This is a genomic window from Streptomyces sp. NPDC056580, assembly GCF_042793175.1.
Lineage (GTDB): Bacteria > Actinomycetota > Actinomycetes > Streptomycetales > Streptomycetaceae > Streptomyces.
In genome coordinates this window covers 419,339-432,734 of the sequence record NZ_JBHTVE010000008.1, presented here as the reverse complement: position 1 = coordinate 432,734, position 13,396 = coordinate 419,339, and the positions used below count along the sequence as shown (strand labels likewise).

Here is a 13,396-nt window from a genome sequence, read left to right as displayed (position 1 = left end):
GACGCTCGGCTGGGAAACCCCAGCCGAGCGTCTGTCTAAACTGCTCGCCGCCACACGTCAGTGATCACGTGTTGCGACGACCACTGGAATCCGCCTAGAAGTGCGGGGCCTTCGGTCTCCACCTTGAGATGAGACTCTCTGCCACAGATCGGTGGAGCGGGCGTGGGCCTCGGTGGGCCGGTGCCCGGGTCTATTCGGGTGTGCCGGGAGGCGGGCTCACCAACCGCCGCAGTCGGAGCCGACGTCGGTCCACTGGCCGCCCGGGCTGCCCTCGCCGTTGAACAGGTTGCCGAGCACGCCGTTGCCGAAGCCCACGTTGCCGGCGATGTCGATGTTCATGTCGTGGGACTTACAGCCGCCGCCATGGCCTCCTCCCATGGGCTGGGCGGTCGCCGGGGCGGTTCCCATGAATGCGACGCCGCCGATGATCGCGGCCGCGGCAACGGCCGTGCGGAGCTTGCGCATGCGTCATCCTCCTTCGAAATCACAAGAGCGCACCGTCGGAAGATCCACTCGGCGCTCATCTCGAAGCTAGATCGACTTCTCGCGCGGCGCTCATCGGGGAAGCCATCCGGGGGGCGGCGTGCCCTTCCGGCTCCGGTGACCGGCCCGGTCACCGGCACAGGTCACCGGCCCTGGAGGGAGTCCTCGTCGTCGTTGGTGGCGTACGGGTGGACGGGGCTCTCGGCGTCGTAGGGGGTGAACCAGTTCTCCACTCCGGGCGGGGCGTCGTCCAGGGGATCGTGGGCCGGGTCCTCGTCGAGGGTCTCGGTGAACGTCTCGAAGGCTGTGGTGACCTCGTCGGTGAGGAGGTCGTAGAGGTCGGCCGTGACCTCGGCCTGGGTGAGCAGGACCCGCAGCAGTAGCTCCTCGGCCACGCAGTGGGGGCCGGTGAACCGGGGCTGGGTGAGGCGGGCGGTCAGGGTGACCGCCGTGACGGTGAGGCGGCGGGCGAAGAGGACGGTGTACTCGTCGGCGTACTGCTGGGGCAGGTCGTCCAGCAGCATGAAGGTGGCGTCGCTCTCGGCCACCGTGGGCCCGTCCTCCTCCAGGCCGGCCAGGTCGGTGAAGAGTTCGTCCACCAGGAGGTCGATCGCGAAGACGAGTGCGCCGGCGGCGACCTCGGCGGCTTCGCGGGGCACGGTGCGCTCGTGCTCGTCGTCGCGGTAGCCGAATGTCTCGAGGGGGAAGGCCCTCAGGGCTGGGGCCAGGGTGCGGAGTCTGGTGCGCATGGCCTCGACCTCGGCCCGGTCGAGGCGGCCGTGCGCCGGCGCGGGTTCGGCGGCCGCGTGGCGGCGGGCGCGTTCCGCCGGGTCGGCGGGCGGGGCGTCGGGGCCGTCGGCCGCGTCGAGGCTCTCCTGCAGGAGCGCGGAGTTCAGTTCCACCGCGCAGCGGGTGATCTGCCAGTCGGCGAGCGGTTCGGTGCGTTCGAGCAGTTCGGCCACGACCTCGCGCGCGGCGTCCTCCGCGAACTCCAGCGCCGGTGCGTCCACGAAGAGTTTGAGCAGGGCACCTCCGGGATGGGCGGCGATGACGTCGTCCATCAGCTCGATCTCCATGCCGTCCGGTCCTTCGACCGCTTCGAGCGAGTCGAAGCCCTTCCGCAGCAGGAAGATGACGCCCTCCCGCTGCAGGGGGTCGAGTTCCGAAGCGCCCTTGGCAGGGGCCATGGTCACGGTCACCACGTAAGTCACGCCCACATCGTGCCCGAGTCGTCCCACCTCAGGGGAGGGAATACCGGTCCATCCCCTGCGCCGGGCCCCGACCTCGGCTCACTCCCGCCTTCCGCCCGCCCCGCCCTCAGGCCGGGCGCTTGCGCGACGCCGTCTTCTTCGCCGGGGTCTTCTTCGCCGTCTGCTTGGACGAAGTGGCCGAAGTAGCCGAAGCGGCCGACTTGGACGAAGTGGCCGACTTGGACGAAGGGGGCGACTTCGTCGACTTGGCCGCGGATCCGGCAGTGGAGCCGGCGGTCGACTTGGCGGTGGACCTGGAGTTCGTCCGGGACTGCGTGGTCTTCTTCGCGCTGCGGGTGGTCTTCGCCGTGGATTTCCTGGAGTCGGCGGTCTCCTTGGCGGGTGCCTTCTTCGACGTCGTGGCAGTCGACTTCTTGCCGCCGGTCTCCTTCGGCGCGGAGCGGCGCCGGGTGAGCGGTCTGACCTCGGCGTCCCCGGTCTCCTCCGGCGCCGGTCGCTCGCCCCGCGACTCGCGGGCGACGCGGACGCTGTTCTCCAGGGCCGCCATCAGGTCGAGCACCTTGCCGCCCTCGGCGGGCTCGGGTGTCTCGGGCAGGGTCTCGCCGGCCGCCTTGGCCGCGATGACCTCCTCCAGCGCCTCGCGGTACTCGTCGTGCAGGTCCTCCAGGTCGACCTCGCCGAGGGTGTCCATCAGGGCGTCGGCGAGGTCGAGTTCCTTGTCCCGGACGGTGACGTCGCCGTCCGGTGCGACGCCTTCCGGGGCGCGGACCTCGTCCGGCCAGAGCAGTCCGTGCATGGCGATGGCGTCTCCCACCACCCGCAGCATCCCCAGGCGCTCCCGGCCGCGCAGGGCGTACTTGGCGACGGCGACCTTGTCGCTGCGCTTGAGGGCCTCGCGCAGCAGGGTGTACGGCTTGGCGGCGGGGGCCCCGCCGGCGGCCAGGTAGTAGGCCGAACTCATCTGGAGCGGGTCGATCCGGTCGGCGGGCACGAAGGCGACGATCTCGATCGTCCGGGCGGTCGGGATCGGGAGGTGGGACAGGTCCTCGTCGGAGATCGGGATGATCGTCCCGTCGGCGTCCTCGTAGGCCTTGCCGATCTCCGCCTGGCTGACCTCGTGGTCGTCCAGCTCGCACACCTTGCGGTAGCGGATGCGGCCGCTGTCCTCGGTGTGGATCTGGCGGAAGGAGATCGAGTGGCTCTCGGTGGCGTTCACCAGTTTGACGGGGATGCTGACGAGTCCGAAGGAGATGGCGCCATTCCAGATGGATCGCACGTGCCGCGGCCTCCGTTCCGATCGGGTGTCACATGCACCGCATGGTGAAATGCGGGTGTTTGCCTGATTCTCTGGGATTGTCATCTTATGACTCCAATCACAGAGGTGGAGGGCCGGAGGGTCGCGCTCAGCAACCTGGAGAAGGTGCTGTATCCGGAGACCGGCTTCACCAAGGGGGAGCTGCTGCACTACTACGCGACCGTCGCCGACGTGATGCTGCCGCACCTGCGGGACCGGGCGGTGTCGCTGCTGCGCTACCCGGACGGGCCGGACGGGCAGGTCTTCTTCACCAAGAACGTTCCGCCGGGTACGCCCGACTGGGTCATGACCGCCGAGGTGCCCCGGTCGGAGGGGCCGGCCCGGATGCTGCTGGTGCAGGACCTGCCGAGCCTGATGTGGGCGGCGAACCTGGTGGCCGAGTTCCATACGCACCAGTGGCTGGTGCAGTCGCCCGACGAGGCCGACCGGCTGGTCTTCGACCTGGATCCCGGGGCGCCGGCGACCATCGTCCAGTGCTGCGAGGTCGCGCTGTGGCTGCGGGAGCGGCTGGCGGCGGACGGGATCGAGGCGTACGCGAAGACGGCCGGGTCGAAGGGGCTGCACCTGCTGGCGGCGGTGCGGGGCAGTTCGCCGGAGCGGACGAGCGAGTACGCGAAGGCGCTGGCGGTGGAGGCGGAGAAGGCCATGCCGCGGCTGGTGGTGCACCGGATGACGAAGAGTCTGCGGCCGGGGAAGGTGTTCGTGGACTGGAGCCAGAACGCGGGGCGGAAGACCACGGCGGCGCCGTATACGGTGCGGGCGCGGGTCGCTCCGCTGGTTTCCGCGCCGGTGACGTGGGGGGAGGTGGAGGGGTGTCGGGGGGCGGAGGAGTTGGAGTTCTCGGCGGGGGATGTTCTGGGGCGGGTGCGGGAGGTGGGGGATCTGATGCGGGGGCTGGTGGAGGGGCGGAGGGTCGGGCAGTTGCCCTAGGGGTGGTGCCGGGGCGGGGGGGGTCGGGCGGTTGCCATAGGGGTGGTGCCGGGGCAGGGGTTCGGGCGGTTGCCGTAGGGGCGGTGCCGGGGCTGGTGTGCGGGGGTGGGTGGCTCGGGGGTTGGTTCGCCCCCTCCGCCCCTTCCCGTCCCTGGGAGGGGACTCCGTCCCCTGTGACCCCTGCTGGGGGCTGCCGCCCCCAGGCCCCCGCTTCGGCCCTGGACGGGCCTCGTCCTCAAACGCCGGACGGGCTGACAGCCGGACCCCGTCTTCATGGCGCCGGACGGGCCGATGACGCCGGCCTCGGCGCAAGGTATCCGGACGGGCTGACGGTGCCGGCCCCCGCCTTCCTAGCGCCGGACGGGCTGGCAGTTCTGGAGTCCCTCTACAACCTCGCCCACGTCCCCCGGTCCCGGGCCATCGCGTGGAGGGCCTCGGCGTCTGCCGGCTTCAGTACGGCGCCCAGGTGGGCGAGGGTGGGGAGGTCCGTGGTGGGGAGGATGCGGATGCCGCGGGGCGGAGCTGGGGTGCGTATGTCGGTGGGGTCCAGGAGGGCGAGGAGGGGGTGGACCTCGGCGGTCAGGGCGTAGGAGGCGCGGTCGGCGTTGGCGCGGAGGCGGCGCAGGACGGGCTCGGGGTCGTGGCGGCCCAGGGTGACCATCGGGTCGGCGACCAGGACCCGCTGCCTGCGGGCGTACAGGGCGTGTACGGCGAAGAGGCCGCCGGGGCCGATGAGCAGGTGGTGGACGCGGTCGCCGCCGGGGAGCGGGAGGGAGTGCAGGACGTGCCAGCCGGCCCCCTCCAGGCGGTCGAGGGCCTCGCCGGTGGCCTGCTCGGCGGCCAGGGCGCGGCGGCGCGGGTCGGGGCGGAGGCGGTGGGCGGGGCCGGGGTCGCGGTCGAGGGCGACCAGCAGGGCCTCGCCGGGGCGGTTGGGGGCGAGGTCGTCGTCTGGATGGAGGGCGAGCCGGGCCAGTTCGGCCGGGGTGGGCACCGGGGGCGGGCCCACGGTCACCGGGGCGGTCAGGAACGGCTTGAGGGCGTCGAGCACGTCCGCCTCGCGGCTGGTGGCGATCAGGTTCACCCGGCCGGTGTCACGGTCGTACCAGGCGACGTTCGCTCCGTCGGGGCCGCAGACGTAGAGGCGCTCGTGGCCCTGTTGCCGGGCCGGCACCACCCGCAGTCCGTTCATGCCGCCTTCGCCGCCCATGCTGCTCGCGCCGCCCATGCCGCCATGCCGCTCACGCCGCTCGTGCCGCCCATGCGCGCATCACCCCCTGACCATGGGAACAGGCGGGCGCGGCCACGGCAAGAAGACGGTCGGACTCGGCGGACGGGTCCCGGTCCGAGGGGGCGGGAAGGCGCAAAAAGGACTTTCCTACGAGTTACGCATTAGGGTGTACCGGCCCCGGCGTCCCCGTCGCCCTCGCCGTCCCCCGAAGCGCCAGAAGACCTCAGAAGTCCGAGAAGCAGGAGCCCCGTGTCAGTCCGTAGGCCAGCCGGTCGTACCGCACGTGCCGCGGCCGTCGCCGCCCTGCTGTCGGTGGCGGCGGCCGGCTGCGGGGACCGGGGCGGGCTGGAGGCCGCCGGGGCGACGCCCACCGCGGTGAGCCCGGCACGGCTCTGGCCGGATCTGCGTCCGGCGTCCAGCCCCGCGTACCCGTACGCGGTGGCGACCCGGGAGATCGTCAAGGGCGTCCCGGTACCCGGCGACGACATCCGCAAGGTCGATCCGGTGGACGTCGTGCGGGCGGAGATCGCCGCGCACCCGGACGACTATGGGTCGAAGGGGGCCCACCACGCGACGGTGGACCGGGTGCGGGAGTGCGAGCCGGGCGGGGTGCCGGCGCGGTGTCCGCTGCTCAAGGCGTACTACCGGGATCTGACCGGGGACGGCCGGAACGACATGACGCTCGGGTTCCGGCTCTACCCGACCAACCAGACCGCGGTGCGGGTCTACACGGTGGAGAAGCACCGGCTGGTGCAGGTGCTGAGCGACAACGACGCGATCATCGGGGTGGAGCTGGCCGGCCGGGCCCTGATCGAGCGCTCTCCGGCCGGGACCGCCGGGTACGAGTACCGGACCACCTGGGTCTGGGATCCGGACCGGCGGGCCATGGTGTTCTCCCGGGACGAGTTCCTGCGCACCGGCAGGGTCCCGCACGGCCACAAGCCGTCCCGGTCGCCGGCTCCGTCCGCGCCGGCGTCCGCCCGCGGCTCCGCGAGCGGTGGCTGATGAGGCTCGCGCTGCCCCGGTGGGCCGGGGCGCTGGCGGTGAAGGCGGCCGTGTTCATCACGGTGATGAGCTGTGCGCTGGCCGCGTTGCTCGGGGTGCTGGTGCATGTGTCGGTCACCAACCAGACCGTCGGCCGGGCCCGTGACCTGGCGCTGTCCCGGCTGGACGACGCGACGGCGGCTTACGAGGCCGGGGACGCGCTGCTGCCGGGCGCCGGGCTGGATCCGGAGGGGCTGCCCGGGCGGCTGCGGACGCTGGCGGTGGCCGGGAAGCGCGGCACGATGGTCTCCTCGCACCAGGGGCGGCCGACGATGTGGGCGGCGGGTCCGGCCGACGGCCACCGGGCGCTCGCCGTGGAGGTCGACTACTCGCAGCAGGCCCGGACGATCGCGGGTCTCGACCAGTCGATCCTGTGGTCGTCGGCGCTGGCGATCGGGGCGACGGTGCTGGTCGGCGCGTTCGCGGTGAGCCGGGTGACGCGGCGGCTGCACGGCACCGCGCGGGTGGCCCGGCGGATCAGCGCGGGTGATCTGGACGCCCGGGTGAACGACCCGCGGGCCCAGGATCCGACGCGGCCGCAGGACGAGGTGGCCGCGGTGGCCGCAGCGCTGGACTCCATGGCGTCCTCGCTGCAGGGCAAGCTGCTGAGCGAGCAGCGGTTCACCGCGGACGTGGCGCACGAGCTGCGCACCCCGCTGACCGGGCTGCACGCGGCCGCCGAGCTGCTGCCGCCGGGGCGGCCGACCGAGCTGGTCCAGGACCGGGTGGCGGCGCTGCGCACGCTCACCGAGGACCTGCTGGAGATCTCCCGCCTGGACAGCCGGCGCGAGCGTCTTGAGCTGGACTTCGAGGAGCTGGGCGCGCTGGCCGGGCGGGTGGTCCGGGCGTCGGGGACGGACACCGAGGTGCGGGTCGTGCGGGACGCGCGGGTGGAGACGGACCGGCGGCGGCTGGAGCGGGTGCTGGGCAACCTGGTGGCGAACGCCCACAAACACGGGCGGGCGCCGGTGGTGCTGACGGTGGACGGTCCGGTGGTGACGGTGCGGGATCACGGGGACGGTTATCCGCAGTACCTGGTGGCGCACGGCCCGCAGCGCTTCCGCACCGAGGGCGGCGCCAAGGGCCACGGGCTGGGCCTGACCATCGCGGCCGGGCAGGCGGAGGTGCTGGGCGCCCGGCTGACGTTCGGCAACGCCGTGGACGGGGGCGCGGTGGCGACGCTGACACTGCCGGAGGCGTGAGCCCGGCACGGAACCCAGGCCACGGGTCCGACGCGGGCGGCGGACCGCTGCCGGAGGCGTGAGCCCGGCGAGAACCCGGCACCACCGTTCCCCCACAGGCCGCGGACCACTGCCGCAGGCGTGAGCCCGGCGAGAACCCGGCACCACCGTTCCCCCACAGGGCCGCGAGACCACTGCCGGAGGCGTGAGCCCGGCGAGCACCTGCGACCACGGGTCCTACGCGGGCCGCGGACCACTGCCGCAGGCATGAGGCCCACGAAAACCCGGAACCACCCTTCCCCCGCAGGCCGCCGACCACTGCCGCGGGCGTGAGGCCGGCAAGAACCCGGAACCACCCTTCCCCCCACGGCTGCGGGCGGCCCGGGATTACCGCCGGCCGCGTCGTCCGTGACCGTGACCGGCCGCGCTCGGGCGGCGGAGCCGGTGGTGTCCCGGACCCGTGCACCCGGGCGTTCCGCCGCTCGGGGAGCCTGCCCGGCCGGACTGTCCTGTTTGGGTAAGTTCCGCACATGACCAAGGCCGGAACCGCAGTGGCCGAGCCCCGGGCGCCCGCGCACGGGGTGCGGCTGCCCCGGCGCCGTGGCGTCGAGCTCGCGCTGATCGTGCTGGCCGTGCTGCTGTCCGTGTACGGCTACTGCGCGGTCGGCCTGGCCAGGAGCGGCAGCGTGCCGCCGGGGGCCGCCGGCTACGGCGCCGGGCTGAGCGTGCTCGCACTGTTCGCGCACCTCGTGGTCCGCAAGCGGGCGCCGTACGCCGATCCGCTCCCGCTGCCCATCGGCGTGCTGCTCAACGGGCTCGGCCTGGTGCTGATCTACCGGTTGGACCTGGAGACGCCGGGCGACCGGGCGGCGCCGGCCCAACTGGTGTGGTCGACGCTCGGGGTGGGGCTGTTCATCCTGGTCGTGCTGATGCTGCGCGACCACCGGGTGCTGCAGCGCTACTCCTACGTCTGTGTGGTCGCCGCGCTCGTCGCGCTGCTGCTGCCGATCCTGTTCCCCGCGGTGAACGGCGCGCGGATCTGGATCAGGATCGGCGGATTCTCCATCCAGCCGGGCGAGTTCGCGAAGGTGCTGCTCGCGGTGTTCTTCGCCGCCTATCTGGCCGCCAACCGCAACGCGCTCGCCTACACGGGCCGGCGGCTGTGGCGGCTGCAGTTCCCGACCGGGCGGGTGCTCGGCCCGATCGTGGCGATCTGGCTGCTCAGCGTCGGCGTGCTGATCCTGGAGCGGGACCTCGGCACCTCGCTGCTCTTCTTCGGCCTGTTCGTCGTGCTGCTGTACGTCGCCACCGGCCGCACCGGCTGGATCGCGGTGGGGCTGCTGCTCGCCGTGCTCGGCGCGGTCGCCGTCGGCCGGCTCGAACCGCACGTGGGCGGCCGGATCGAGGACTGGCTGCACCCGTTCGCCACCATCGAGGCCGGGCGGGGCCCCAACCAGCTCTCGCAGTCCCTGTTCGCCTTCGCGGCGGGCGGGGTGCTCGGCACCGGCCTCGGGCTCGGCCACTCGGTGCTCATCGGCTTCGCCGTCAAGTCGGACTTCATCCTGGCGACGGCCGGGGAGGAGCTGGGCCTCGCCGGTCTCGCCGCGATCTTCCTGCTGTACGCCCTGCTCGTGGAGCGCGGCTACCGAGCCGGTCTCGCCCTGCGCGAGCCGTTCGGGCGGCTCCTCGCGGTCGGGCTGGCCTCGCTCCTGGCGCTGCAGGTGTTCGTGATCGCGGGCGGGGTCACCGGGCTGATCCCGCTGACCGGCATGGCGATGCCGTTCCTCGCCCAGGGCGGCTCCTCGGTCGTGACCAACTGGGCGATCGTGGCGCTGCTGATCCGGGTCAGCGACTCGGCCCGCAGCCAGTACGACGGGCGGGAGGCGGCATGAGCGAGGGCCGGGCGGAAGGCCGTCGGGCCGGGCGCGGCCGGCGGGGACCCGCGGCCGGGCGCGAGGGGCGGGCGGCGGCGTGACCGGGTACGGCGGCGGACGGCCCATGACGAGGTACATCCGGCACTCCTCCGCGTTCTGCGCCCTGCTGCTGACGGCGCTGCTGGCCAACGCCGCCCGGGTGCAGGTGTTCCAGGCCGGCGTCTACGAGGGCAACCCGGCCAACCGCCGTGCCACGATCGCCCGTTACCAGCAGCCGCGCGGCGACATCCTGGTCGGCGGTGAGCCGGTCACCGGTTCCACGGACACCGGGGAGCAGCTCCGCTACGAACGCACCTACCGGGACGGCCCGTTGTACGCCCCGGTCACCGGGCACGCCTCGCAGCTGTACGGCACCACGTTCCTGGAGGACGCCGAGGACGGGGTTCTCTCCGGCGCCGATCTGGCGCCGCTGCCGCTGTGGACCGACGTGACGCGGGGGGCCACCTCGGGCGGCGACGTCCTCACCACCCTGTACCCGAAGGCGCAGCGGGCGGCGTTCGACGGGCTGCACGGCCGCAAGGGCGCGGTGGCCGCGATCGAGCCGGCGACGGGGCGGATCCTGGCACTGGTGTCGACGCCGTCGTACGACCCCGCGGAGCTGTCCGGCAACAGCGAGGCGGCTGCGTCGGCGTGGGCCCGGCTCAACCACGACCCGGAGAAGCCGATGCTCAACCGGGCGGTGCGGCAGACGTATCCGCCGGGGTCGACGTTCAAGGTGGTCACCGCGGCGGCGGCGCTGGACGCGGGCGTGGTCCGGGACCTGGACGCGCTCACCCGCTCCCCCGACCCCTACCGGCTGCCCGGCACCAGGACCCGGCTGACCAACGAGGCCGACGGCTGCCGGGACGCCTCGCTGCGGGAGGCGTTCAAGTGGTCCTGCAACACGGTGTTCGCGAAGCTGGGCGTGGACGTCGGGGTGACGGGCATGTCGGGCACGGCAGGGGCGTTCGGCTTCAACGACAGGCGGTTGCGGGTCCCCTTCGCCGTGTCCCCCAGCACCTTCGACACCCATGTGGACAAGGCGCAGCTCGCGCTGTCCTCGATCGGGCAGTACAACACCCGGGCGACTCCGCTGCAGATGGCGATGGTGGCGGCGGCCGTCGCCAACGGCGGACGGCTGCGGACGCCGTACCTGGTGGAGGGGACGTCCCGCCGGGGCGGCGAGGCGCTCTCCGGCAGTGGGATGCGGCCGGACCGGCAGGTGATGCGCCCGTCGACGGCCGCGCTGATGAGGGAGCTGATGACCGACGTGGTGCGGGAGGGCACCGGCACCAACGCGGCTATTCCGGGCGCCGTGGTCGGCGGCAAGACCGGCACCGCGCAGCACGGCCTCGGCAACGCCGGTGTGCCGTACGCCTGGTTCATCTCGTGGGCGCAGGCGGACGGCGACCTGGAGCCGAAGGTCGCGGTGGCGGTGGTGGTCGAGAACGCCTCGGCGGACCGGGGCGAGATCAGCGGTGGCGGGGACGCGGCGCCGATCGCGAAGGACGTGATGCGGGCGGTTCTCGGCTTGTGAGACGGGGGTACCGGTCGCGGCGACGGTCGGCATAACGTCCGGTCATGACGGATTCGGGGGCCGTGCACCAGCTCGCCCAAGTGAACATCGCCCGGCTCAAGTATCCATTGGACTCACCGCAGTTGAAGGACTTCGTCGACGGTCTGGACCCGGTGAACGCGGTGGCGGACGCCGCGGACGGCTTCGTCTGGCGGCTGCAGGGCGACTCGGGCAACGCGACCGACATCGCCTTCATGGGCGACGCCTGGCTGATCGTCAACATGTCGGTGTGGCGGGACACCGACGCGCTGGGCGCGTTCATGTACCGGGGCCTGCACCGGGAGTTGCTGTCCCGGCGCCGGGAGTGGTTCGAGCGTCCCGAGGACGCGGTGACGGCCCTGTGGTGGGTGCCGGAAGGGCACCGTCCCGATGTCGCCGAGGCGGAGGAGCGGCTGCTGCACCTGAGGGCGCACGGCCCGACGCCGTACGCCTTCACGCTGCGTGCCTCGTTCTCCGCCCCGGAGGGGACGGCGGTCAGCCGGCCGGCCTGATCATCTCGGAGCGGATTCTCAGGGCGTTGCGGGCGGCGGTGTCGAGGTCGATGCCGGCGGTGTCCTCGCGCTGCAGGTCGACCTCGCCCACCACGGCCGCCGTGTTGCCGTCCGCCCAGGTGCAGACCGGATAGGTGATCGTCGCCAGGGCCTGCTTCTGGGTGAGCACCTCGCAGGTGACGGTGGTGTCCGCGCCCGCCGGGGTGACGTCCCGCGGGGGCTCGGTGACCGTCACGCCGTCGGCCTCGCCGGCGCCCTTGAGCATGCCGCTGCGGACGTCCGCCTCGTTCTTGAACCTGCCGTACATGCCCGAGACCAGCAGCATGCCCTTGGTGTCGTCGCCGCCCGGGCTGTAGCGGCCGACCACGGCGCTGATGTCCTTCGCGTCCCAGGCGCCGTCGGCCTCGTCCTCGACCTTCTGCCCCTCGGTGCCGGAGAGGTCCTCGGCGAGTCGGTACTTCTCGTCCAGCAGCTTCTGGGGCAGAGCCAGTTCGTGCTCGGCCTCGGGGAAGCCGCTCTCCGACGCCGCTCCGAGCAGCACGAGTCCCGCGATGCCGGCGGCCACGACTCCGCCCACGATCCCGAGCACCAGACCGACCCGGCTCTTCCTGGGAGGCGGGCCCATCGGCGGCACGCCCCACGCCGGGTAGGGCTGCTGCGGCGGGTAGGGGGCGCCGTACGGGCCGGGGGGCGGCGGGACCTGCGGGGGCTGCTGACCGTAGGGGCCCGGAGGCGGCGCAACCTGCGGGGGCTGCTGACCGTAGGGGCCCGGAGGCGGCGCAACCTGCGGGGGCTGCTGACCGTACGGGTGCTGCGGCTGCTGGGGCGGCGGAGGCATGGACACGCCAGAACGGTACTGCACAGGGGTGTGGGGCTCAGGCCTCGGCCGCCCCCGACTCGATGGCCTCCTCCACCTCGGCCACCCGTTCCCGCTCCTCGGCGGCGAAGCGCTCCGCGTCCAGCCGCTCGGCGATCTCCTCGTCCTGCGCCATGAGCAGGTCCAGGCCGGCGTCACCCATCTCCAGGACGCCCATGTCGGCGTAGGCCTGCCGGAGGCGCGGGCCCCACAGGCCGATGTCCTTCACACAGGGCACGATGCGGCTGAACAGCAGCTTGCGGAAGAGCCTGAGGAACTCGCAGTCCTCGCTGATCCGTTCGGCCTCGGCGCGCGGGATGCCGAAGTTCTCCAGCACCTCGACGCCGCGCAGCCGGTCCCGCATCAGGTAGCAGCCCTCGATGACGAACTCCTCGCGCTCGCGCAGTTCGGCGTCGGTGAGCTGCCTGTAGTGGTCGCGCAGCGCCATGCGGCCGAAGGCCACATGCCGGGCCTCGTCCTGCATGACGTAGGCGAGGATCTGCTGGGGCAGCGGCTTGTCCGTGGTGTCCCGGATCATGCCGAAGGCGGCCAGCGCCAGTCCCTCGATGAGGACCTGCATACCGAGGTAGGGCATGTCCCAGCGGCTGTCGCGCAGGGTGTCGCCGAGCAGGGACCGGAGGTTGTCGTCGATCGGGTAGAGCATCCCGATCTTCTCGTGCAGGAAGCGGCCGTAGACCTCGGCGTGCCGGGCCTCGTCCATGGTCTGGGTGGCCGAGTAGAACTTGGCGTCCAGGTCGGGCGCCGACTCCACGATCCGCGCCGCGCAGACCATCGCGCCCTGCTCGCCGTGCAGGAACTGGCTGAACTGCCAGGAGGCGTAGTGCCTGCGCAGCTCGCCCTTGTCCCGGTCGGTGAGCTTCGCCCAGTGCGGGGTGCCGTAGAGGGACATCGCCTCCTCGGGGGTGCCGAGCGGGTCGTACGGATCGACCTCCAGCTCCCAGTCGATGCGCCGCTGCCCGTCCCACTGCTTGTCCTTGCCCTTCTGGTACAGGGCGAGCAGGCGGTCCCGGCCCTCGTCGTACTCCCAGGTGAACCTGGCCGCGCCGCTCGCGGGCACCTGCCAGGGGGAGTCTCCCGGCTCGTCGGTGTACAGGTCGTGCGTCGGCATACTTCGCAGGCTCACACGCGCGGGCCGGGTCAACAAGTC

At 72.7% G+C, this 13,396-nt stretch carries 12 protein-coding genes; 6 read left to right on the top strand and 6 right to left on the bottom strand.

Annotated elements, in window-relative coordinates:
* Window positions 1–216: 216 nt before the first annotated feature.
* From ACFQ9Z_RS20765 to ACFQ9Z_RS20755, 3 genes are all read right to left on the bottom strand, one after another.
* The gene (locus tag ACFQ9Z_RS20765; RefSeq protein ID WP_383019866.1) at window positions 217–465 is read right to left on the bottom strand and encodes a hypothetical protein; all 249 of its coding nucleotides are present in this window, start codon (window positions 463–465) and stop codon (window positions 217–219) included.
* A 161-nt stretch (window positions 466–626) separates the two neighbouring features.
* Complete coding sequence (locus ACFQ9Z_RS20760; protein ID WP_383019863.1) at window positions 627–1,694, bottom strand: hypothetical protein; 1,068 nt, start codon at window positions 1,692–1,694, stop codon at window positions 627–629.
* A gap of 106 nt (window positions 1,695–1,800) precedes the next feature.
* Complete coding sequence (locus ACFQ9Z_RS20755; RefSeq protein ID WP_383019859.1) at window positions 1,801–2,970, bottom strand: Ku protein; 1,170 nt, start codon at window positions 2,968–2,970, stop codon at window positions 1,801–1,803.
* A gap of 87 nt (window positions 2,971–3,057) precedes the next feature.
* On the opposite strand from ACFQ9Z_RS20755, the gene ligD reads away from it, so the two are divergent.
* Entirely contained in the window at window positions 3,058–3,939 is an 882-nt protein-coding gene (ligD, locus tag ACFQ9Z_RS20750; protein ID WP_383019852.1) for a non-homologous end-joining DNA ligase, read from the top strand.
* A gap of 385 nt (window positions 3,940–4,324) precedes the next feature.
* Here ligD and ACFQ9Z_RS20745 read toward each other — a convergent pair whose 3' ends face one another.
* Window positions 4,325–5,128 carry a nuclease-related domain-containing protein gene (locus tag ACFQ9Z_RS20745; RefSeq protein WP_383019943.1) on the bottom strand — a complete coding sequence of 268 codons (804 nt, stop codon included), beginning with the start codon at window positions 5,126–5,128 and terminating at the stop codon, window positions 4,325–4,327.
* A 288-nt stretch (window positions 5,129–5,416) separates the two neighbouring features.
* Between ACFQ9Z_RS20745 and ACFQ9Z_RS20740 the strand changes: the two genes are divergently transcribed.
* The 5 genes from ACFQ9Z_RS20740 to ACFQ9Z_RS20720 all read left to right on the top strand — a co-directional run bounded on the left by ACFQ9Z_RS20740 (window position 5,417) and on the right by ACFQ9Z_RS20720 (window position 11,372).
* The gene (locus ACFQ9Z_RS20740) at window positions 5,417–6,172 is read left to right on the top strand and encodes a hypothetical protein (RefSeq protein WP_383019849.1); all 756 of its coding nucleotides are present in this window, start codon (window positions 5,417–5,419) and stop codon (window positions 6,170–6,172) included.
* Window positions 6,172–7,413: an ATP-binding protein gene (locus ACFQ9Z_RS20735; RefSeq protein ID WP_383019844.1), complete on the top strand. Its 1,242-nt coding sequence runs from the start codon at window positions 6,172–6,174 to the stop codon at window positions 7,411–7,413. Before ACFQ9Z_RS20740 ends, ACFQ9Z_RS20735 begins: the two co-directional genes overlap by 1 nt.
* Before the next feature lie 509 nt (window positions 7,414–7,922).
* The gene (locus ACFQ9Z_RS20730) at window positions 7,923–9,284 is read left to right on the top strand and encodes an FtsW/RodA/SpoVE family cell cycle protein (protein WP_383019839.1); all 1,362 of its coding nucleotides are present in this window, start codon (window positions 7,923–7,925) and stop codon (window positions 9,282–9,284) included.
* Between the two features lie 106 nt (window positions 9,285–9,390).
* Window positions 9,391–10,842, top strand: a complete 1,452-nt coding sequence (locus tag ACFQ9Z_RS20725) for a penicillin-binding transpeptidase domain-containing protein (protein WP_383019836.1) — start codon at window positions 9,391–9,393, stop codon at window positions 10,840–10,842.
* Window positions 10,843–10,886: 44 nt separating this feature from the next.
* Window positions 10,887–11,372 (top strand): DUF3291 domain-containing protein, encoded by a 486-nt coding sequence (locus ACFQ9Z_RS20720; protein ID WP_383019831.1) that lies wholly within the window; start codon window positions 10,887–10,889, stop codon window positions 11,370–11,372.
* Here ACFQ9Z_RS20720 and ACFQ9Z_RS20715 read toward each other — a convergent pair.
* Both ACFQ9Z_RS20715 and ACFQ9Z_RS20710 read right to left on the bottom strand, forming a co-directional pair.
* Window positions 11,356–12,210 carry a hypothetical protein gene (locus tag ACFQ9Z_RS20715; protein WP_383019937.1) on the bottom strand — a complete coding sequence of 285 codons (855 nt, stop codon included), beginning with the start codon at window positions 12,208–12,210 and terminating at the stop codon, window positions 11,356–11,358. The two genes, ACFQ9Z_RS20720 and ACFQ9Z_RS20715, sit on opposite strands and share 17 nt — an antisense overlap.
* Window positions 12,211–12,247: 37 nt before the next feature.
* A complete protein-coding gene (locus ACFQ9Z_RS20710; RefSeq protein WP_383019827.1) occupies window positions 12,248–13,357 on the bottom strand; it encodes a ferritin-like domain-containing protein in 1,110 nt (369 codons plus the stop codon).
* Between the last annotated feature and the right edge of the window lie 39 nt (window positions 13,358–13,396).